19 protein-coding genes are annotated in these 19446 nt (G+C 70.6%); 18 read left to right on the plus strand and 1 reads right to left on the minus strand.

Going from position 1 to position 19446, the window contains the following annotated elements; translation table 11 throughout:
• Positions 1–7 precede the first annotated feature (7 nt).
• The 13 genes from Q9S71_RS08395 to Q9S71_RS08455 all read left to right on the plus strand — a co-directional run bounded on the left by Q9S71_RS08395 (position 8) and on the right by Q9S71_RS08455 (position 11405).
• On the plus strand, positions 8–1081 hold the full coding sequence (locus Q9S71_RS08395; protein ID WP_311861810.1) for a UDP-N-acetylglucosamine--N-acetylmuramyl-(pentapeptide) pyrophosphoryl-undecaprenol N-acetylglucosamine transferase: 1074 nt from the start codon (positions 8–10) through the stop codon (positions 1079–1081).
• Between the two features lie 62 nt (positions 1082–1143).
• Positions 1144–2538 carry a UDP-N-acetylmuramate--L-alanine ligase gene (gene murC / locus Q9S71_RS08400; protein WP_311861811.1) on the plus strand — a complete coding sequence of 465 codons (1395 nt, stop codon included), beginning with the start codon at positions 1144–1146 and terminating at the stop codon, positions 2536–2538.
• Positions 2539–2645: 107 nt separating this feature from the next.
• On the plus strand, positions 2646–3551 hold the full coding sequence (locus Q9S71_RS08405) for a cell division protein FtsQ/DivIB (protein ID WP_311861812.1): 906 nt from the start codon (positions 2646–2648) through the stop codon (positions 3549–3551).
• A gap of 157 nt (positions 3552–3708) precedes the next feature.
• Positions 3709–4866, plus strand: coding sequence for a cell division protein FtsZ (gene ftsZ / locus Q9S71_RS08410; protein ID WP_311861813.1), 1158 nt, complete (start codon positions 3709–3711; stop codon positions 4864–4866).
• A 7-nt stretch (positions 4867–4873) separates the two neighbouring features.
• A complete protein-coding gene (locus Q9S71_RS08415) occupies positions 4874–5560 on the plus strand; it encodes a YggS family pyridoxal phosphate-dependent enzyme (protein WP_311861814.1) in 687 nt (228 codons plus the stop codon).
• Between the two features lie 32 nt (positions 5561–5592).
• A complete protein-coding gene (locus Q9S71_RS08420; protein ID WP_064002335.1) occupies positions 5593–6048 on the plus strand; it encodes a cell division protein SepF in 456 nt (151 codons plus the stop codon).
• Between the two features lie 4 nt (positions 6049–6052).
• The gene (locus Q9S71_RS08425; protein ID WP_064002334.1) at positions 6053–6355 is read left to right on the plus strand and encodes a YggT family protein; all 303 of its coding nucleotides are present in this window, start codon (positions 6053–6055) and stop codon (positions 6353–6355) included.
• A gap of 114 nt (positions 6356–6469) precedes the next feature.
• Positions 6470–7078: a DivIVA domain-containing protein gene (locus Q9S71_RS08430; RefSeq protein ID WP_311861816.1), complete on the plus strand. Its 609-nt coding sequence runs from the start codon at positions 6470–6472 to the stop codon at positions 7076–7078.
• A gap of 11 nt (positions 7079–7089) precedes the next feature.
• Positions 7090–7695, plus strand: a complete 606-nt coding sequence (locus tag Q9S71_RS08435) for a signal peptidase II (protein ID WP_311861818.1) — start codon at positions 7090–7092, stop codon at positions 7693–7695.
• Complete coding sequence (locus Q9S71_RS08440) at positions 7682–8605, plus strand: RluA family pseudouridine synthase (RefSeq protein WP_311861819.1); 924 nt, start codon at positions 7682–7684, stop codon at positions 8603–8605. The genes Q9S71_RS08435 and Q9S71_RS08440 overlap by 14 nt, the downstream gene beginning before the upstream one ends.
• A gap of 31 nt (positions 8606–8636) precedes the next feature.
• The gene (locus tag Q9S71_RS08445; protein WP_311861820.1) at positions 8637–9230 is read left to right on the plus strand and encodes an RNA polymerase sigma factor; all 594 of its coding nucleotides are present in this window, start codon (positions 8637–8639) and stop codon (positions 9228–9230) included.
• On the plus strand, positions 9202–10797 hold the full coding sequence (locus tag Q9S71_RS08450; RefSeq protein WP_311861822.1) for a hypothetical protein: 1596 nt from the start codon (positions 9202–9204) through the stop codon (positions 10795–10797). The genes Q9S71_RS08445 and Q9S71_RS08450 overlap by 29 nt, the downstream gene beginning before the upstream one ends.
• Positions 10798–10835: 38 nt before the next feature.
• Entirely contained in the window at positions 10836–11405 is a 570-nt protein-coding gene (locus Q9S71_RS08455; RefSeq protein ID WP_311861823.1) for a GNAT family N-acetyltransferase, read from the plus strand.
• Here the strand turns inward: Q9S71_RS08455 and Q9S71_RS08460 are convergent.
• Positions 11333–11806 (minus strand): NUDIX hydrolase, encoded by a 474-nt coding sequence (locus Q9S71_RS08460; protein ID WP_217531290.1) that lies wholly within the window; start codon positions 11804–11806, stop codon positions 11333–11335. The genes Q9S71_RS08455 and Q9S71_RS08460 overlap by 73 nt on opposite strands.
• A 48-nt stretch (positions 11807–11854) precedes the next feature.
• Between Q9S71_RS08460 and dnaE the strand changes: the two genes are divergently transcribed.
• The 5 genes from dnaE (at position 11855) to Q9S71_RS08485 (ending at position 19420) form a co-directional block, all read left to right on the plus strand.
• The gene (dnaE, locus tag Q9S71_RS08465; RefSeq protein ID WP_311861824.1) at positions 11855–15373 is read left to right on the plus strand and encodes a DNA polymerase III subunit alpha; all 3519 of its coding nucleotides are present in this window, start codon (positions 11855–11857) and stop codon (positions 15371–15373) included.
• A 65-nt stretch (positions 15374–15438) separates the two neighbouring features.
• The gene (locus Q9S71_RS08470; protein WP_311861826.1) at positions 15439–16554 is read left to right on the plus strand and encodes a hypothetical protein; all 1116 of its coding nucleotides are present in this window, start codon (positions 15439–15441) and stop codon (positions 16552–16554) included.
• 20 nt (positions 16555–16574) lie between these two features.
• On the plus strand, positions 16575–17876 hold the full coding sequence (hisD, locus tag Q9S71_RS08475) for a histidinol dehydrogenase (protein WP_311861827.1): 1302 nt from the start codon (positions 16575–16577) through the stop codon (positions 17874–17876).
• A gap of 13 nt (positions 17877–17889) precedes the next feature.
• Entirely contained in the window at positions 17890–18363 is a 474-nt protein-coding gene (nrdR, locus tag Q9S71_RS08480; RefSeq protein WP_064002325.1) for a transcriptional regulator NrdR, read from the plus strand.
• A 37-nt stretch (positions 18364–18400) separates the two neighbouring features.
• Complete coding sequence (locus tag Q9S71_RS08485) at positions 18401–19420, plus strand: quinone-dependent dihydroorotate dehydrogenase (protein WP_311861828.1); 1020 nt, start codon at positions 18401–18403, stop codon at positions 19418–19420.
• The last annotated feature ends 26 nt before the right edge of the window (positions 19421–19446 follow it).

The raw sequence follows: 19446 nt of genomic DNA on the forward strand, positions 1-19446 counted from the left end.
CGATCCGGTGACCACGTACCTCCTGGCCGGCGGTGGCACCGCGGGCCACGTCAACCCGCTGCTCGCCGTCGCCGACACCCTGATGGCCCGAGACCCGGGCGCGACCGTCCTCGTCCTCGGCACCCGTGAGGGCCTCGAAGCCCGACTGGTGCCGCAGCGGGGATACGAGCTGCTGTTCGTCGACAAGGTCCCCTTCCCGCGTCGACCGGATGCCGCGGCGCTCCGGTTCCCGACGAAGTTCGCCCGCGCCGTGCGCCAGGTCCGGCACCACATCCGCGAGCGCGCCGTCGACGTCGTCGTCGGCTTCGGCGGGTACGCCTCGGCGCCCGCCTACGTCGCCGCCCGCCGCACCCGCGTCCCCGTCGTCGTGCACGAGGCGAACGCCAAGCCGGGGCTCGCCAACGTGCTCGGCGCACGGGGGGCCGCGGCATCCGGTGTCGCCTTCGAGGGAACGCCGCTGCGCGGTGCCGAGGTCGTCGGGATGCCGCTGCGCCCCGAGATCGTGAACCTCGACCGCGCCGCGCTGCGCGAGGAGGCGGCTGCGGCCTTCGGGATGGATGCCGGTCGGCCGGTCCTCCTCGTCTTCGGCGGGTCGCTCGGGGCGGTGCGGCTCAACCGGGCGTTCGCCGATGCGTGGCAGGACGTGGTCGCGGCGGGGTGGCAGATCCTGCACGCCGCGGGGGAGCGCAACGACATCGCCGACCCTGACGACCCGTCCTACCGGATCGTGCCCTACATCGATCGCATGGACCTCGCGTTCGCCCTCGCCGACGCCGTCGTCTCGCGGTCGGGGGCGGCAACCGTGAGCGAGCTCAGCGCGCTCGGGATCCCGGCCGTCTACGTCCCCTACGCGGTCGGCAACGGCGAGCAGGCCCTCAACGCCGCGTCCGCGGTCGCGGCGGGGGCGGCGGTGCTGATCCCCGATGCCGAGCTGACCGGGGACCGCATCCGTTCGACCGTCGTGCCACTCCTGTCGGATGCGGCGTCGCTCGAGCGTATGCGCGCCGCCGCGGCGCAGGTCGGCACCCGTTCGGGGAGTGAGAACGTCGTCGGACTGATCGACCGCGCGCTCGCCCGCTGAGCAGCCCGGCACAGCGCGCCGCGGCGTCCCCGCCGCCCACCCCGACCTAGACTTGTCGGGCCATGATTCGCCCCGATCTCACGCTCCCCATCCCCGCGGACATCACCGCCGCCCACTTCATCGGGATCGGCGGTTCCGGGATGTCGGGCCTCGCCGGTATGTTCCTCGATCGCGGCATCCGCGTGTCGGGTTCCGACCGCTCCGACAGCGCGGCCATGCAGGCGCTCTCGGCGCGCGGCGCGGAGGTCCACGTCGGCCACGACGCGGCGAATCTCCCCGACGACCTGGATGCGGTCGTGTTCACGGGCGCCATCTGGCCCGAGAACCCGGAGTACCTGCGTGCGAAGGAGCGGGGCGTGCCCGTGCTGCACCGCTCGCAGGCGCTGCACTGGCTGGTCGGCGGTCGCCGACTGGTGAGCGTCGCCGGCGCGCACGGCAAGACCACCTCGACCGGGATGATCGTCACGGGCCTCCGCGCGATCGGCGCCGATCCGACGTTCGTCAACGGCGGCGTCATCGCCTCCCTCGGCGTCTCGAGCGGCACCGGCTCCGACGACCTGTTCGTCATCGAGGCCGACGAGTCCGACGGCTCGTTCCTGCTCTACGACACCGCGGTCGCCCTCATCACGAACGTCGACCCCGACCACCTCGACCACTGGGGGTCGCGCGAGGCGTTCTACGAGGGTTTCGTCCGATTCGCGGACGCCGCATCCCAGGCCGTCGTCATCTCCTCCGACGACCCCGGCGCCCGCGAGGTCGCCGCGTCGCTGTCGCACCGCACCGTGGTCACCTTCGGCACGGCCGCCGAGGCGGACGTCCGCGTGAGCGACATCGTCACCGAGGGCCCGGTCTCCTTCACCCTCCACCACGACGGACGCTCGGCGTCGGGCGCCCTGAGCGTCCCCGGGGCGCACAACGCGGTCAACGCGGCCGGCGCGGTCGCCGTCCTCCTCACCCTCGGATACGAGCTCGAGCCGGCGCTGCGCGCGGTCGAGCAGTTCGGCGGCACCATCCGCCGGTTCGAGCTGCACGGCGTCCGCGCGGGCGTGTCGGTCTACGACGACTACGCCCACCACCCGACCGAGGTCGACGCCGCCCTCGCCGCGGCGCGCACCGTCGTCGGGGACGGGCGCCTCATCGCCGTCCACCAGCCCCACACCTACTCCCGCACGCAGGCCATGTACCGCGAGTTCGCGGACGTCCTCGAGTCGCGCGCCGACCACACGGTCGTCCTCGACGTCTACGGCGCCCGCGAGGATCCCGTCCCCGGGGTGACCGGCGCCCTCGTCAGCGGTGCCTTCGCCGATCAGGACCGGGTGCGCTTCGTGGCGGACTGGCAGCAGGCAGCCGAGTACACGGCGTCCATCGCCCGCCCCGGCGACTACGTCATCACCCTCGGCTGCGGCGACGTGTACCGCATCATCCCGCAGGTCCTCGACGCCCTCGGGCAGGACTGACCGTGCGGCGGCCGTCCCCCCTGCCGACGACGCCGCCGGCACGTCGATCCGCCCCGACGGCGGCTCCGCAGCCGGAGCCCGTCCCGCCGCCTCGGGCGGAACCGCCCGTGCGCGACCCCGAACCGGCGCCGGAGCAGGTCACCGAGGTCATCGAGCCCTCGCGGCCAGGCCGCCTCGTCCCGTTCGCTCAGCCGGTGGCCGAGGCCGTCGACGTGGGGCCCGACGAACGGACTCCGGATGCCGAGGGCGATCGCCCGCTCGGTCTGCGCGACGTCTGGGCGGCGGCCCGCGCCCGCCGGCGTGCCCTCCGCCGCGAGGTGCGACGGTTCACCGTCCGTCAGCGGCGGCGTCGCTACGCGTGGCTGGCGTCGCTCGCCGCCGTCGTGCTCGTCGGGCTGGGCGCCGTTGCGACCGCCTACAGCCCGTTGTTCGCCGTCTCGAAGATCACCGTCCTGGGCACCGATCGGCTCGACCGCGGTGCCGTCGAGCAGGCGCTCGCGGGGGAGAAGGGCACCCCGCTCGCCCTCGTCGACTCCAGCGCCGTCAAGGCCGCGCTGGTCGGGTTCCCGCTCGTCGAGAGCTACTCGATCGAAGCGCGTCCGCCGCAGGAGCTCGTCGTCCGGATCATCGAACGCACCCCCGTGGGGGTGGTGTCGACGCGCGGCGGATTCTCGCTCGTCGACGCGGCCGGCGTCGTCCTCTCCACCAGCGAGAAGGCACCCGAGGGCTACCCGGTGATCGAGGCGACCGGCGGCGCAGGGTCGCGCGCGTTCCGCGCCGTGGGGGCCGTCTACCGCTCGCTCCCGGCCGACCTGCGCACGCAGGTGACGGCTATGGCGGCGACGACGCCCGACGATGTCACCCTCACGATCGAGGGGGCGGAGGTCGTGTGGGGGAGCTCCGACGACCCCGTCGAGAAGGCCCGCGTCCTGCAGGCCCTGATGATCGCCACGCCTCCGTCCGAGGCCGACGAATACGACATCTCGTCGCCCGACGCGGTCGTCGTCCGCTGACGCGGAATCAGATCGCGCGACACGCCCACGGCGCTGCGGCTGAGCGCCGCTGCGCCGCCTACGTTCGGAATCAGGAATTGCATACTCGGCAATTCTTTAAACCTCTGGTTGAGGTTGAAGGTTTGCACTCGAGGTTCAGGACGATACGGAGGCCGGCGTGAGCCAGAACCAGAACTACCTTGCTGTGATCAAGGTCGTTGGCGTGGGTGGTGGCGGTGTCAACGCCGTCAACCGCATGATCGAGCTCGGCCTTCGCGGCGTCGAGTTCATCGCCGTCAACACGGACGCCCAGGCGCTGCTGATGAGCGACGCCGACATCAAGCTCGACGTGGGCCGCGAGCTCACGCGCGGTCTCGGCGCGGGCGCCGACCCCGAGGTCGGCCGTCGTGCCGCCGAGGACCACGCCGAGGAGATCGAGGAAGCCCTCGCGGGCGCCGACATGGTCTTCGTCACGGCGGGCGAGGGCGGCGGTACGGGCACCGGTGGCGCCCCGGTCGTCGCGCGGATCGCGAAGTCGATCGGCGCCCTCACCATCGGTGTCGTGACCAAGCCCTTCTCCTTCGAGGGTCGTCGTCGCCAGACCCAGGCCGAGGCGGGCGTCTCGAAGCTCAAGGAAGAGGTCGACACCCTCATCGTGGTGCCGAACGACCGCCTGCTCGAGATCAGCGACCGCGGCATCTCGATGATCGAGGCCTTCGCCACGGCCGACCAGGTGCTGCTCGCCGGTGTGCAGGGCATCACCGATCTCATCACGACGCCCGGTCTCATCAACCTCGACTTCGCCGACGTCAAGTCGGTCATGCAGGGCGCGGGCTCCGCACTCATGGGCATCGGCTCGGCCCGCGGCGCCGATCGTGCGATCAAGGCAGCCGAACTGGCCGTCGAGTCGCCGCTGCTCGAGGCGTCGATCGAGGGCGCGCACGGCGTGCTGCTGTCGATCCAGGGTGGTTCTAACCTCGGCATCTTCGAGATCAACGACGCCGCGCAGCTCGTCAAGGAGGCCGCGCACCCCGAGGCGAACATCATCTTCGGTACCGTCATCGACGACACCCTGGGCGACGAGGTCCGGGTCACGGTCATCGCGGCCGGCTTCGACGGCGGCGAGCCCCAGGTGAAGGTCGAGCCGATCACGGCCAGCCGCCCGGCATCCGCCCCCGTGCTGCCGCCGCTGCCCGCCGACACGGTCGCGCGCGACCTCGCCGCGGCGGAGAACAGCGGACGCGAGTCGGTGTCGGTGTCGGCGCCCGCGTCGTCGAGCGACTACGACTCGGCGTTCGGTGATGACGACCTCGACATCCCCGACTTCCTGAAGTAACGCCGTCGTGGATCTTCGTTCGCGGCTCGCCGACATCGACGCGCGCATCTCGGATGCCGCTCGGTCGGCGGGCCGCGATCCCGCGACGATCACGCGGATCGTCGTCACGAAGTTCCACCCCGTCGAGCTCGTGCAGGATCTCGCCGCCCTCGGCGTCACCGACGTCGGCGAGAACCGGCAGCAGGAACTCAGCGCCAAACGCGCCGACTACGCGGGCCCGGCGCTGCGCTGGCACTTCATCGGCCAGGCGCAGACGAACAAGGCGAAAGCGGTGCGTCGGGATGCCGACGCGGTGCACTCCCTCGACCGCGCGCGGCTCGCCGACGCGCTCCACGGCGCCCGCGCCGAGGGCGACGAGAGCGTGCTCGACGTCCTGATCCAGGTCAACCTCACGGATGACCCCGGTCGCGGGGGCGTTCAGCCGGCGGGTGTCGAGGAGCTCGCCGAGCACGTCGCGGCATCCTGCCCCTCGCTGCGGTTGCGGGGCGTGATGGCCGTCGCTCCGCTCGACGAGGACCCCGCCGCGGCCTTCGCCCGGCTCGCGGATCACGCCGCACGGCTGCGCCGTGTGGTGCCGGATGCCGACTGGATCTCCGCCGGAATGACCGGCGACTTCGCCGAGGCGATCGCCGCGGGTGCGACACACCTGCGCATCGGTTCGGCAATCACAGGCCCGAGGCCCCTGCACGGTTAGCCTCATCACAGACGAGCAATACGGAGGATGCGATGTCGAACCCGCTCAAGAAGACCATGGTGTACCTGGGCCTCGCCGACGAGGAAGAGGTCTACGAGGAGCCGGCGCCCCGCCGCGAGAGCCGGGAGAAGCAGGTCGAGAACAAGACCGCCCCGGTGACGCCCATCCACCGTCCGGCCGTCGTGCGTCAGCCCGCTCCGGCCACCGTGAGCGAGATCGTCACGGTGCACCCGAAGCAGTACCGCGACGCGCAGATGATCGCCGAGAACTTCCGCGACGGCATCCCCATCATCATCAACCTCTCGCAGATGAGCGATGCCGACGCCCGCCGCCTCATCGACTTCGCGAGCGGACTCTCGCTGGGTCTGTACGGCCGTATCGAGCGCGTGACGAGCAAGGTCTTCCTGCTCTCGCCCGAGAACGTCGCGGTCTCCGGCGAGGGGGCGATCGCCCAGGGCGACGCCGACTCCGCTCCCTTCACGCACTGACGTCGTGTCGGTCATCGGCCTCATCGCCGGGATCCTCAACGCGCTCCTGCTCATCTACGTGCTGTTCCTCCTGGCACGTCTGGTGTTGGAGTACATCCCGATGTTCAACCGGGAGTGGCGTCCGCGCGGCGGCTGGCTCGTCTTCGCCGAGGTCGTGTTCACCGTGACCGACCCGCCGCTGAAGTTCTTCCGCCGCTTCATCCCGCCACTGCGCATCGGTCCCATCGCGCTCGATCTCGCCTTCCCGATCACGATGCTGTGCTGCTTCGTGCTCCTGTCCGTCACGCAGGTGCTGAGCCGCGTGTGAGGTCGTCGTCGTCGCACCCACGACAGCCGCGGACTATGCTGTCGGGGTACGGCTCGCGCCTCGCGGGTCTTCATTGACCGGCCCGCTTCCTGAGCCCCGAAAGAGGAAAGACACATGCCTTTGACTCCCGAAGACGTCGTCACCAAGCAGTTCCAGCATGTTCGTTTCAAGGAGGGTTTCGACCCGGACGAGGTCGATGACTTCCTCGACGAGATCGTCGTCGAGTGGCGCAAGACGATCGCCGAGAACGAGGAGCTGAAGGCGAAGCTCGCCGCGTACGAGTCCGGCGAGACCCCCGCCCCGGAGGCCGCCGCCCCCGCCGCCGCCGAGAAAGAGGTCGTCGAGGAGGCCCCGGCTCCGGCCGAGCCCGTCGCCGAGACCCCCGCGGCCGGAGCGACCGCTCCTGCGGCCGCGTCCGCCGGCATCATCGAGCTGGCGCAGCGCCTGCACGACGAGCACGTCGCCGAGGGTAAGGCGCAGAAGGAGAAGCTCATCTCCGAGGCGCAGGCCGAGGCCGACGCCATCCTCAACGAGGCACGCACCAAGGCCAAGGACGAGCTCACCCGCCTCGAGAGCGAGCGCGGCACCCTCGAGGGTCGCATCAGCGAGCTGCGTCAGTTCGAGCGCGATTACCGCGTCCAGCTGCGCAGCTTCATCGAGGAGAAGCTGCGCGACCTCGACGTCGCCGGCACCTCGGGCTCGACGCCCATCCCCGCGTCCTGACCGCTCGCACGTTGTCGAGCCGAACGTCCGCGTCCCGGACGACACTGCGCGCCGCAGCGGCCGGCACCACCATCGCGATCCTCGCGGTGCTGGTGCTGGCCGCTGACCAGTTCACGAAGTTCCTCGCTCTCGCGAACCTGCCCGAGCGGCAGGCCGTCCCGGTGCTCGGAGACTTCCTCCAGCTCTACTTGACCTTCAACCCCGGCGCGGCGTTCTCGCTCGGGGAGGGCGTCACCTGGGTCTTCACCCTCGTGCTCGCCGCCGCGGCCGTCACGATCATCGTCCTCGCCGTGACCCGCGTGCGGTCGCGGGCGTGGGCCATCGTCCTCGGGCTGCTGCTCGGCGGCATCCTCGGCAACCTGGGTGACCGACTGTTCCGCGCACCCGGATTCCTCGTGGGGCACGTCGTCGACTTCATCCACACGCCGTGGCTCTGGCTGGGCTTCCCGTCGGCCATCTACAACGTCGCCGACTCCTTCATCGTCACGATGATGCTCGCCGTCGCGATCCTGGTCCTGCTCGGCGTCCGTTTCGACGGATCGCGGGAGAAGGATGCCGCGGCGACGGCGGACGACGAGGAGCAGCCGGCATCCGCCGATCCCCATGCCCAGCCGTAGCCTCCCCGTCCCGGACGGCCTCGACGGCACCCGGGTCGACGCCGCGCTGGCCAAGCTGCTCGGCTTCTCTCGCACGTTCGCGGCCGAGGTCGCCGAGGGTGGGGGAGTCGAACTCGACGGGCGCACCGTCGGCAAGTCCGACAAGCTCGTCGCCGGGGGCTGGTTGCAGGTCGACTGGGAGGACAAGCGGGGTCCCGAGATCGTCCCCGTCGCGGTACCCGACCTCGGCATCGTCCACGACGACGACGAGATCGTCGTCGTCGACAAGCCCGCCGGTGTCGCCGCGCACCCCTCGCTGGGATGGGAGGGTCCGACGGTCGTCGGCGCCCTCGCCGCCGCGGGGTTCCGCATCGCCACCTCCGGCGCTCCCGAGCGTCAGGGCGTCGTGCACCGCCTCGACGTGGGCACGAGCGGCCTGATGGTCGTCGCGAAGACCGAGCGCTCCTACACCGCGCTGAAGCGGGCGTTCAAGGAACGTGAGGTCGACAAGATCTACCACACGGTCGTGCAGGGCCACCCCGACCCGCTGGTGGGAACCATCGACGCGCCCATCGGCCGTCACCCCAGCCACTCGTGGAAGTTCGCGGTCACGCCCGACGGCAAGGACTCGGTGACGCACTACGAGACGCTCGAGGCGTTCCCCCGTGCCTCGCTGCTCGAGGTGCACCTCGAGACCGGGCGCACGCACCAGATCCGCGTGCACATGGCCGCCCACCGGCATCCGTGCGTCGGCGATCCCCTCTACGGAGGCGACCCGACGCTCGCCCAGCGCCTGGGGCTGACGCGGCAGTGGCTCCACGCCCACGAACTGTCGTTCGCGCACCCCGCGACGGGGGATTGGTCGACGTTCCGCTCCGAGTATCCGGCGGACCTCGCCCACGCTCTGGAGATGCTGCGCGACCAATCGTGAACCGTTCGCCGCTTCGCGGTGAATATGAAGTGTGACCACCGACAGCAGCATCATCCAGCGCTCGCTCAGCGACCCGCCGGCGTTCGCGGAGCTGTTTGAACGGCACGCGACGGCGATCGGCAGATTCGCTGCCCAGCGTGTGGGTTCGGACGGCGGACAGGACGTCCTCAGCGAGACGTTCCTCATCGCGTTCCGTAAGCGCGCCCGCTTCGATCATTCCTGGGAATCGGCGCGGCCGTGGCTGTTCGGGATCGCGACCCGCGTCATCCGTCGGATGGCCGCGCGCGACGCACGGCAGTGGCGGGCCATCGCGGCATCCGCGGCCGTAGCCGAGACCGGACACCCCGACGGGTCGTCGCGGTCGGATGACCGCATCGACGCGGGCTCCGCGATGCGCGGCCTCGCGGAACGTATCGCCGCCCTTCCGTCCCGTGACCGCGACGTCCTGCTCCTGCACGCCTGGGGCGACCTGACCTACGAGCAGATCGGCGTCGCACTCGGCATCCCGGTGGGGACCGTCCGGTCCCGCCTCAACCGTGTCCGGAGGCGCCTTCGCGTTCCCGACCTCACCACGACCCTCGGAGAGGAGGGGAACCATGGACGCGCTGTCGAACAGGGTGCGTGATCTCGCCCCGAACGTGGAACCGACCCCGGGGGCGATCGCGGGGGCGCGCGAGCAGCTCGCCCGCGCCATCGCCGCGGAGCCCTCGCGGGGCCGGCGACGGACCTGGCGGATGCCGGCACTGTCGACACCGAATCTGCGTCTGCTGACCGCTGTCGTCGCCGTCGTCACCGTCGCGGTGATCGCCGTCGGGGCCTTCGTGGCATCGCAGGTGCTGTCCCGTCCCGAGATCGCCGCGCCCCCGGCCGTGGACTTCGCGCGCCCGGTACAGGACCAGCTGAACGGTCGGACGCTCCGGATCGCGACCGTGACGGAGGGCCCGCAGCGGTACGACCTCCCGGACGGCAGCGCCTCGTCCGACAGTTACCTGCTCGTGCGCAGCGTCAGTGCGTCGTACGTGTCGGCCGATGGGAGCGTGACGCACGTCTTCGAGGATGAGCCCTCGTCCCTCGCGAGCACGCACGGACCCGACGGCCCTGCGATGGCGGAGTCGTTCGTCGCCGGCTCGGACCGCAGCGTGCAGGAATCCACCCGCATCCCGGAGGGGTGGACGGAGGGGTTGCCTGCCGACGGGCCGGGGATCCTCGATGCCTTCGCCGAGCGCCACGGGCTGGATGCCGCCGCGGCGACGGCCGAGTCGGTGCCGACCCTCCTGGTGTACGTGCTGCCCGATCCGGCCTGGTACTTCCTGACCGTGGCGCAGCGGGAGGCGGTCGTGGACACCGTCGTCGCCGGTGGCGGCCTCAGCCGGAGAGTCGAGGGAGCGGACATCTTCCTCTCCGCAGACGACGACCTACTCGGTGTGACGCGGATGGCGCGGGAGAGTCTGGTCCCGGTCAGCGGCTCTACGCCCTCGTGGGCGGGAGACGGGCTGCCCGCGTCGACCTGGACCAACGAGGTGTCCTTCGTAGACGCCGCTCCGTCGCGGAGCGAGCCGGATGCGGCGCCGACCTCCGCGTGCGATGGTGTGCCCATCCCCGACTCGGCGTACGCCGGAACCGGGCTGAGCAGTCTGCTCGACGACAACGGTCGTGCCGCGATCGCGGGGGAGGGTGTTCCCGAGCTCGGCGAGGAGGAGTGGGCCCCCGTCGAGCAGTCCGAGGACCGGGTCGTCCTCTGGTCGTGGAGCCTTCACGACGGCTCCACGCCGCGGGACTCCGAGCCCGGCGAGCCGGCTGCGACGCACGAGCTCGTGACCATCACCCGCGACGGGGGCGGCGGTTGGGCGGTGACGAGCTGGTCGCAGTGCCTCATGACCCAGCTGGTCGACGGGTACCGGACCGTGGACGTCGCCCTCGATGCGGCCGCCGCCGATCCGGCGGCGGCGCGTATGCCGCTGCTCGTCTCCGAGGGTGGATGCCCGGTGGACGCCGCGGCGATAGAGCTGCTCCAGGAGAACCAGAACACCGACGTCGTCGAGGTCCTGGTCGCGCTGCGGGACGATGTCCAGACACCCGCGTGTGCGGATTCCGGCGCGACACCCTTCACGATCGACCTCGACGAACCGCTCGGCTCGCGGCCCGTCATCGACCTCGCCTACCTCGAAGGTCGCAACCTCCGGGTCCCGTGAGGGGTGCGGGCGTCGGTGGCAGGCGGCATCCTGCTGTCATGAGCATCGACGTCCACCCCGCCACCTCGTTCGACGACGTCGCGACGATGCTGGGGCCGAAGCGTCCCGACGCCAACGTCTGCTGGTGCCTGAGCTACCGGCTTTCCGGCCCCGAGCACCGGTCGTTGTCCGGCCGCGCGCGCGGCGAACGGATGCGGGAGCTCGTCGCCGAGGGGCCGCCAGGCGTCCTCGCGTACGACGGCGATGACGTCGTGGGATGGGCGGCGGTGCACTGCCGCGCCGACACCTCGTTCGCGACGAATCGGCGGATTCCGCACGTCGACGACCTCGACGCGTGGTCGGTGTGGTGCATCCGCGTCCGTCCGGGGCATCGAGGGAAGGGTATCTCCCACGCCCTGTTGGCGGGCGCGGTGGACTTCGCGAGGTCGCAGGGTGCGCCGGCGATGGAGGGGTACCCCGTCGACAACAGGGGCGAGAAGGTCGACCTCACGATGGCCTACGTCGGCACCCGAAGCCTGTTCGAACGGGCTGACGGTCAGCGGCCGCCGGCGAAGCTCGCGGGGTCGTCCTCGGCGATCGCGAGCGCGATCTTTCGGACGTGGGTCTGATCGACGTCGACCAGCTCGCCGAGCCCGAACCACCCGACATCGGTGAGTTCTCCGTCAGCGGGATGCGGCTCGCCCGAGACCCAGTCGCAGCGGAAGACCAGGTCGAGGTAGTCCACCTGGTCGCCGTTGGCGTACTCGATGCGGGGGATCTGCTGCACGGCGGCCAGGCGGGTCGCTCGGACGACGATCCCCGCCTCCTCGCGACACTCCCGGACCGCCGCGTCGGCGGGCTCCTCGCCGGGGTCGACGATGCCGGAGACGGGCTGCCACGAGCCGTTGTCCGCCCGCCGTCCGATGAGCACCTTCTCGTCACGGAAGACGATCGCGGTGACGCCGACGAGGGGGAGGGGAGCGGTGCCGATCTTCTCGCGGAGGGCGAGGACGAACTCGGGAGTGGCCATGCCGACCAGCCTAGGTCCCGTGTCGGACCCGGAACGTAGACTCGATCCGTGGCATCCGATTCCTTCGTCCATCTGCACGTGCACAGCGAATACTCGATGCTCGACGGGGCCGCGAAGATCGGCGCGATGACGCAGGCGGCAGCCGAGTACGGGATGCCGGCGATCGCCGTCACCGATCACGGCAACACGTTCGCGGCCTTCGAGTTCTACCGTGCCGCCCAGTCCGCCGGCGTCAAGCCGATCATCGGTCTCGAGGCCTACGTCACCCCGGGCACCCACCGCAGCGACAAGTCCCGCGTCGCCTGGGGCTCGCCTGACCAGAAGAGCGACGACGTCTCGGGTTCCGGTGCCTACACCCACATGACGATGTGGAGCCAGAGCACGGAGGGGATGCACAACCTCTTCCGGCTCAGTTCGCTCTCGAGCATCGAGGGCTACTACTTCAAGCCGCGCATGGACCGCGAGCTGCTGCAGACCTACGGCAAGGGACTGATCGCCACGACCGGCTGCCCGTCGGGGGAGGTGCAGACCCGCCTGCGTCTCGGGCAGTACGAGGCGGCGCGCGCCGCGGCCGCCGAGTTCCAGGACATCTTCGGCAAGGAGAACTACTTCGCCGAGATCATGGACCACGGGCTGTCGATCGAGCGTCGTGTCATGACCGACCTCATCCGGCTCTCGAAGGACCTCGGCATCCCGCTCGTCGCGACCAACGACTCGCACTACACGCATCAGCACGAGGCCGACGCGCACGCCGCCCTCCTCTGCGTGCAGTCCGGCTCGACCCTCGACGACCCGAACCGTTTCAAGTTCGACGGCGACGGGTACTACATCAAGACGGCCCAGGAGATGCGTCAGCTCTTCCGCGACCATCCCGAGGCCTGCGACAACACGCTCCTCATCGCCGAGCGCTGCGAGGTCGAGTTCAACACCTCCGCCAACTACATGCCGCGCTTCCCGGTGCCCGAGGGCGAGACCGAGGACAGTTGGCTGATCAAGGAGGTCGAGGCCGGCCTCCACTACCGGTACCCCGACGGCATCCCCGACCCGGTTCGCAAGCAGGCGGAGTACGAGACCGGCATCATCCTGCAGATGGGCTTCCCGGGGTACTTCCTCGTCGTCGCCGACTTCATCAACTGGGCCAAGGACAACGGCATCCGCGTCGGTCCCGGCCGCGGTTCCGGTGCCGGCTCGATGGTCGCGTACGCCATGCGCATCACCGACCTCGACCCGCTCGAGCACGGTCTGATCTTCGAGCGGTTCCTCAACCCCGACCGCGTCTCGATGCCCGACTTCGACGTCGACTTCGACGACCGTCGCCGTGGCGAGGTCATCGACTACGTGACCGAGAAGTACGGCTCCGAGCGCGTCGCGCAGATCGTCACGTACGGCACGATCAAGTCGAAGCAGGCGCTGAAGGATGCCGGTCGTGTCCTCGGCTTCCCCTTCTCCATGGGCGAGCGGCTCACCAAGGCCATGCCGCCGCCCGTCATGGGCAAGGACATGGAGCTCGGCGGCATGTTCGACCCGAAGCATCCGCGGTACAAGGAGGCGAGCGAGTTCCGCTCGCTCATCGACACCGATCCCGAGGCGAAGACCGTCTTCGACCGCGCGATCGGCCTCGAGGGCCTGAAACGGCAGTGGGGCGTCCACGCGGCCGGTGTCATCATGTCGAGCGAACCGCTGATCGACATCATCCCGATCATGCGCCGCGAGCAGGACGGCCAGATCGTCACGCAGTTCGACTACCCGTCGTGCGAGACCCTCGGGCTCATCAAGATGGACTTCCTGGGGCTCCGAAACCTCACGATCATCTCCGACGCCCTCGACAACATCCGCAGCAACCGCGGCGAGGAACTCGACCTCGAGCACCTCGAACTCGACGACCGCGCCGCGTACGACCTGCTCAGCCGCGGCGACACGCTCGGCGTCTTCCAACTCGACGGCGGCCCGATGCGCTCGCTCCTGCGCCTCATGAAGCCCGACAACTTCGAGGACATCTCGGCCGTCATCGCGCTGTACCGACCGGGTCCGATGGGCGCGAACTCGCACACCAACTACGCACTGCGAAAGAACGGCGTGCAGCCGATCACACCCATCCACCCCGAGCTCGAAGAGCCGCTGCGTGAGATCCTCGACACGACCTACGGCCTGATCATCTATCAGGAGCAGGTCATGGCGATCGCGCAGAAGGTGGCCGGCTTCTCGCTCGGTCAGGCGGACATCCTGCGCCGCGCGATGGGCAAGAAGAAGAAGTCCGAGCTCGACAAGCAGTACGAGGGCTTCTCGGGCGGCATGAAGGAACGCGGCTTTGGTGAGGCAGCGATCAAGGCCCTCTGGGACATCCTGCTGCCGTTCTCCGACTACGCCTTCAACAAAGCCCACTCCGCGGCGTACGGCCTCGTCTCCTACTGGACCGCGTACCTGAAGGCCCACTATCCCGCCGAGTACATGGCCGCCCTCCTCACGAGCGTCGGCGACTCGAAGGACAAGATGGCGGTGTACCTCAACGAGTGCCGCCGCATGGGCATCCGCGTCCTCCCGCCCGACGTGGGGGAGTCGATCCGGTACTTCGCGGCCGTCGGTGAGGACATCCGCTTCGGTCTGGGCGCCGTCCGCAACGTCGGCAGCAACGTCGTCGACGGCATCGTCGCGGCGCGGGCCGACGGTCCCTACACGAGCTTCCACGACTTCCTCGCGAAGGTCCCCGCCCACGTCGCCAACAAGCGCACGGTGGAGTCCCTCATCAAGGCCGGCGCGTTCGACTCGCTCGGCTCGACGCGGCGCGCGCTTATGGAGATCCACGAGGACGCCACCGAGCAGGCCGTGCTCGACAAACGGCGCGAGGCCAACGGCGAAGTCGGCTTCGACTTCGACAGCCTGTGGGGTGACGACGAGCCGCAGCAGGTCGCCCGCGTCCCGGAGCGTCCCGAGTGGACCAAGAAGGACAAGCTCGCCTTCGAACGCGAGATGCTCGGGCTCTACGTGTCGGACCACCCGCTCGCCGGGCTCGAGATCCCGCTCGCCAAACACGCGTCGACGTCGATCCACGACCTGCTCGTCTCCGAGGACATCTCGGACGGCGACATCGTCACGATCGCGGGCCTGGTCACCAGCGTGCAGCACCGCGTCGCGAAGCAGAGCGGCAATCCGTACGGCATGATCACGGTCGAGGACTTCGACGGCGAGGTGACCGTCATGTTCATGGGCAAGACGTACACCGAGTTCCAGTCGATGCTGCAGGCCGACTCGATCCTCGTCGTGCGCGGACGCGTCTCGCAGCGCGACGACGGGCGCAACCTCCACGGGCAGTCCGCGTTCGTCCCGGATCTCGGATCGGTGGATGCCGCCGGCCCCCTCGTCCTCCTGCTCCCCGAGCACCGGGCGACCGAGACGACGATCGGACAGCTCGCCGCCGTCCTCGACCGGCATCCGGGCAGCACTGAGGTGACCCTGAAGCTCCACCGCGGCGGCGTCGCGAAGGTTTTCGAGGTCCCCGCGCAGGTGGGCGTGACGGTCGACCTCTACGGCGAGTTGAAGGGTCTGCTGGGACCCCAGTGTCTCGGCTGAGTCGTCCACAGCCCGCGGGGTAGGATCGCAGGCGGCGCCCCCCGGCGCTGTGCGGAAGGAGCATCGTGACCGACCAGAAGCCGACCCCCGAAACGCCCGACGAGACGGGGGGCACCGTCGAGGACCTTGACATCACCGTCGTTCGGGCGCCCGAGACCGCGGTGTACGACGCGTCCCGCGTCGACAGTGAGACCGAGGCGTACGACTTCGAGAGGGATGCGGCGTCCTCCGCGCCGGCCGCAGCCGACGCGCCGGCAGCCGAGGCATCCGCCCCCGTGGACGACGTCCCGGCCGCCGCGGCGGCTCCTGCGCCGTACGTCGACACCACCCCCGCCGATGTCGACCAGGCTCCCGAGGCGGGCCACGTCCCGCCGCAGTACGGGATCGGCCCGTTCTCGCTGCGTGAGGTGTCGCTGCTGGGCGTCTGGGCGCTCGCCTTCCTCTTCTCGTTCTTCCCGCTCTACAGCGACGGCCCGTACACGCAGCTCCTCGGCGGCGGGAACGTCTGGGGCTCGGGCATCGACTGGATCCTCGCCATCGGCGTGCCGACGGTCGCGGTGTTCCTCATCGTCCTGCGTCGCTTCTCGCCCACCGGCATCCGCCGGGTCGGTTCCCTGGGTATCGACCAGTTCGCCTCCGTCGCCTTCTCGGTCTCGGCGGTGCTCTGGCTCAGCTGGCTCTGGATCAACATCGCCCGCGGCGCCGCGACGGGTGTCTGGCTGAGCAGCTGGGTCGTCTGGGTCGAGGTCATCCTGATGGCGGCGGGTGTCGCCCTCACGGTCGTCGCCCCCTTCATCCCGCCGTTCCACGAGGACTTCCTGCACCGCAGCGAGACGGTCTCGCACCGCGTCGCCCGCGGTGCCCGCCCGGTCGTCGCCCGTCCGATCTCGGACGCCCGCTTCACGATGGCGGCGCCGTCGGTCGACCCCGACCCGGCACCGCTCGGCGACCCGATCGATGACGACGAGCCGGCACCGGCTCCGGCCTCGGCGCAGCAGGCGTTCTGGGCGCTCGCACCCGTCGAACGGGACGTCGTCGACGAGAACGGCGCGCCCCTGTTCCGCATCGGCCCGACCGCCTGGGCCCTCGTCATCGAGGACCGCGGCGACTCGTTCGTCGTGCGCCACGAGGACGGTCGGATCGGCTACCTCACCGACGTCTCGGGCGTCACCCGGGGCTGACGCGCCGGTACCCTGGAGGGATGCTTCGCACGATCGACCTCCGGGGTCGCGCCGTCACTCCGGCTGACCTCCTCGCTGCCGTCCCCCGGGCCACCGCTGCCCGCGACGAGGCACTGGCGACGGCGGCCGCCGTCGTCGCGGACGTCGCGGAGCGGGGGGAGGCGTCGCTGCGCGAACAGGCCGCCCGCTTCGACGGCGTGGAGGGTCACGACGTCCGCGTCCCGGCCGCGCACCTCGAGGAGGCGCTCGACGCCCTCGACCCGGCGATCCGTCGGGCGCTCGAGAACGCGATCGACCGGGTCCGGCGCGCCTCGGCCGCGCAGGTCCCGGCGCCCGTCGTGACGGACATCGGCCCCGGTGCCCGCGTCGAGCAGCACTGGCGACCCGTGTGGCGGGCCGGTGTCTACGTCCCCGGCGGCAAGGCGGTCTACCCGTCGAGCGTCGTGATGAACGTCGTCCCCGCGCAGGTGGCCGGCGTCGCACAGGTCGCCCTCGCCTCGCCGCCGCAGCGCGACCACGGCGGCCGGGTGCACCCCGTCATCCTCGCCGCGGCTCGTCTGCTCGGCATCACCGAGGTGTACGCGATGGGAGGCGCGGGGGCGATCGGCGCCTACGCCCACGGTGTCCCGGCCCTCGGACTCGACCCGGTCGACGTCATCTCCGGCCCCGGCAACAACTTCGTCGCGCTGGCGAAGCGCGTCGTGGCCGGCATGGTCGGGACGGACTCCGAAGCGGGCGCGACTGAGATCCTGATCGTCGCCGACGAGTCAGCGGATGCCCGGTTGGTGGCAGCCGACCTCGTGAGCCAGGCAGAGCACGACGAGCAGGCGGCGGCCGTCCTTGTCACCGACTCGCCGGCGCTCGCGGAGGCCGTCGTGGTCGAGGTCGAGCAGCGGGCGACCGCGACGCACCACGCCGCCCGCGTCGCGCAGGCGCTGTCGGGGCCGCAGTCCGCCGTCGTGCTCGTCGACGACATCGCCACGGCGACGGCGTTCAGCAACGCCTACGCTCCCGAGCACCTCGAGCTGCACCTGCGCGATCCGCGCCCCGCGGAGTACGTCAACGCCGGTGCTGTGTTCGTCGGTGCGTGGACCCCGGTGAGCCTCGGCGACTACCTCGCCGGCAGCAATCACGTGCTGCCCACGGGAGGTCAGGCCCGCTATGCGTCGGGACTGTCGGCATCCACTTTCCTGCGTCCGCAGCAGGTGATCGTGTACGACCGTGACGCGCTGAAGGCGGTCCACGACGACATCGTCACGCTCGCGAACGCCGAGGTCCTGCCCGCGCACGGTGAAGCCGTCACGGCGCGCTTCGACGCGTAGGCTGGATGCCGCCATGCACTGCCCGTTCTGTCGTCACTCCGACTCCCGCGTCATCGACTCCCGCACGAGCGACGACGGACTCAGCATCCGTCGTCGTCGCCAGTGCCCCGAGTGCGGCGGCCGGTTCTCGACGATCGAGACCGCGAGCCTGAACGTCATCAAGCGCTCCGGCGTGATCGAGTCGTTCAGCCGCGAGAAGGTCATGTCGGGCGTCCGCAAGGCGTGTCAGGGCCGTCCCGTCACCGAGGCGGATCTCGCGATGCTGGCCCAGGCCGTCGAGGAGGCGGTCCGTCAGACCGGTGTCTCGCAGATCGACACGAACGAGATCGGGCTCGCGATCCTCGGCCCTCTGCGCGAACTCGACGAGATCGCCTACCTGCGGTTCGCGAGCGTGTACCAGGCGTTCGAGACGCTCGACGACTTCGACGAGGCGATCGCGCTGCTGCGGGCGGATCACGCGCAGCGGGCCCAGCGCGAAGAGGTCTGATCACGGGAGTGCGCCCCTCGCCCTAGGCTGGGAGCCGATGTACCGACTCCTCTTCGACCTCGTCCTCCGCCGCCTGGACCCCGAGAGGGCCCACCACCTCGGGATGGTCGTCATCCGTGTCGCCGCGGTGCCGCCGTTCTCGTGGATCGCCCGCGCCCTCACCCGCCCGGCCCCGCAGCTGCGCACCGAGGCCCTCGGTCTCGTCTTCAACTCGCCCTTCGGCGTCGCCGCCGGCTTCGACAAGAACGCCGTCGGAGCGCTCGGCCTGCACGCGCTGGGCTTCGGCCACATCGAGGTGGGCACGGTCACCGCGATCCCGCAGGACGGCAACCCGAAGCCGCGGCTGTTCCGGCTGCCCGCCGATCGTGCGCTGATCAACCGCATGGGGTTCAACAACGAGGGCGCGGCCGTCGTGGCGGGCCGCCTCGCGCGCATGCGCCGTCGCACGAACCGTCCGGTGCTCGGCGCGAACATCGGCAAGTCGCGGGTCGTGGACGTCGCCGACGCGACGGCCGATTACGTCGCCAGCACGCGCCTCGTCGCCCCAGTCGCCGACTACCTCGTCGTGAACGTGTCGTCCCCGAACACGCCCGGGCTCCGCGGCCTGCAGGCCGTCGAGACGCTCCGTCCGCTGCTGTCGGCAGTGAAGGATGCCGCAGGCGGCACCCCGCTCCTCGTGAAGATCGCCCCCGACCTCACCGACGACGAGATCGACGGCATCTCGGCCCTCGCCGTCGACACGGGGCTGGCGGGGATCGTCGCGACCAACACGACGATCGCCCGGACGGGCCTCACGACGGATGCCGCACGCGTCGAGGCCATGGGCGCCGGCGGGCTCTCCGGCGCGCCGTTGCGTGAGCGTTCGCTCGAGGTGCTCCGCCGGGTCCGTGCCGCGGTCCCGGCCGATTTCTGCGTCATCGCCGCCGGGGGAGTGGAGACCGCGGCCGACGTCCGCGAGCGGCTCGCGGCCGGCGCCGACCTGGTGCAGGGTTACAGCGCGTTCGTGTACCGCGGCCCCCTCTGGGCGCGCGAAATCAACCGCGGCCTGGTGCGCTGAGCTCCGGCATCCGCCCGCACGAGAAC

The sequence above is a fragment of the Microbacterium gawkjiense genome, assembly GCF_031932225.1.
GTDB lineage: Bacteria > Actinomycetota > Actinomycetes > Actinomycetales > Microbacteriaceae > Microbacterium > Microbacterium gawkjiense.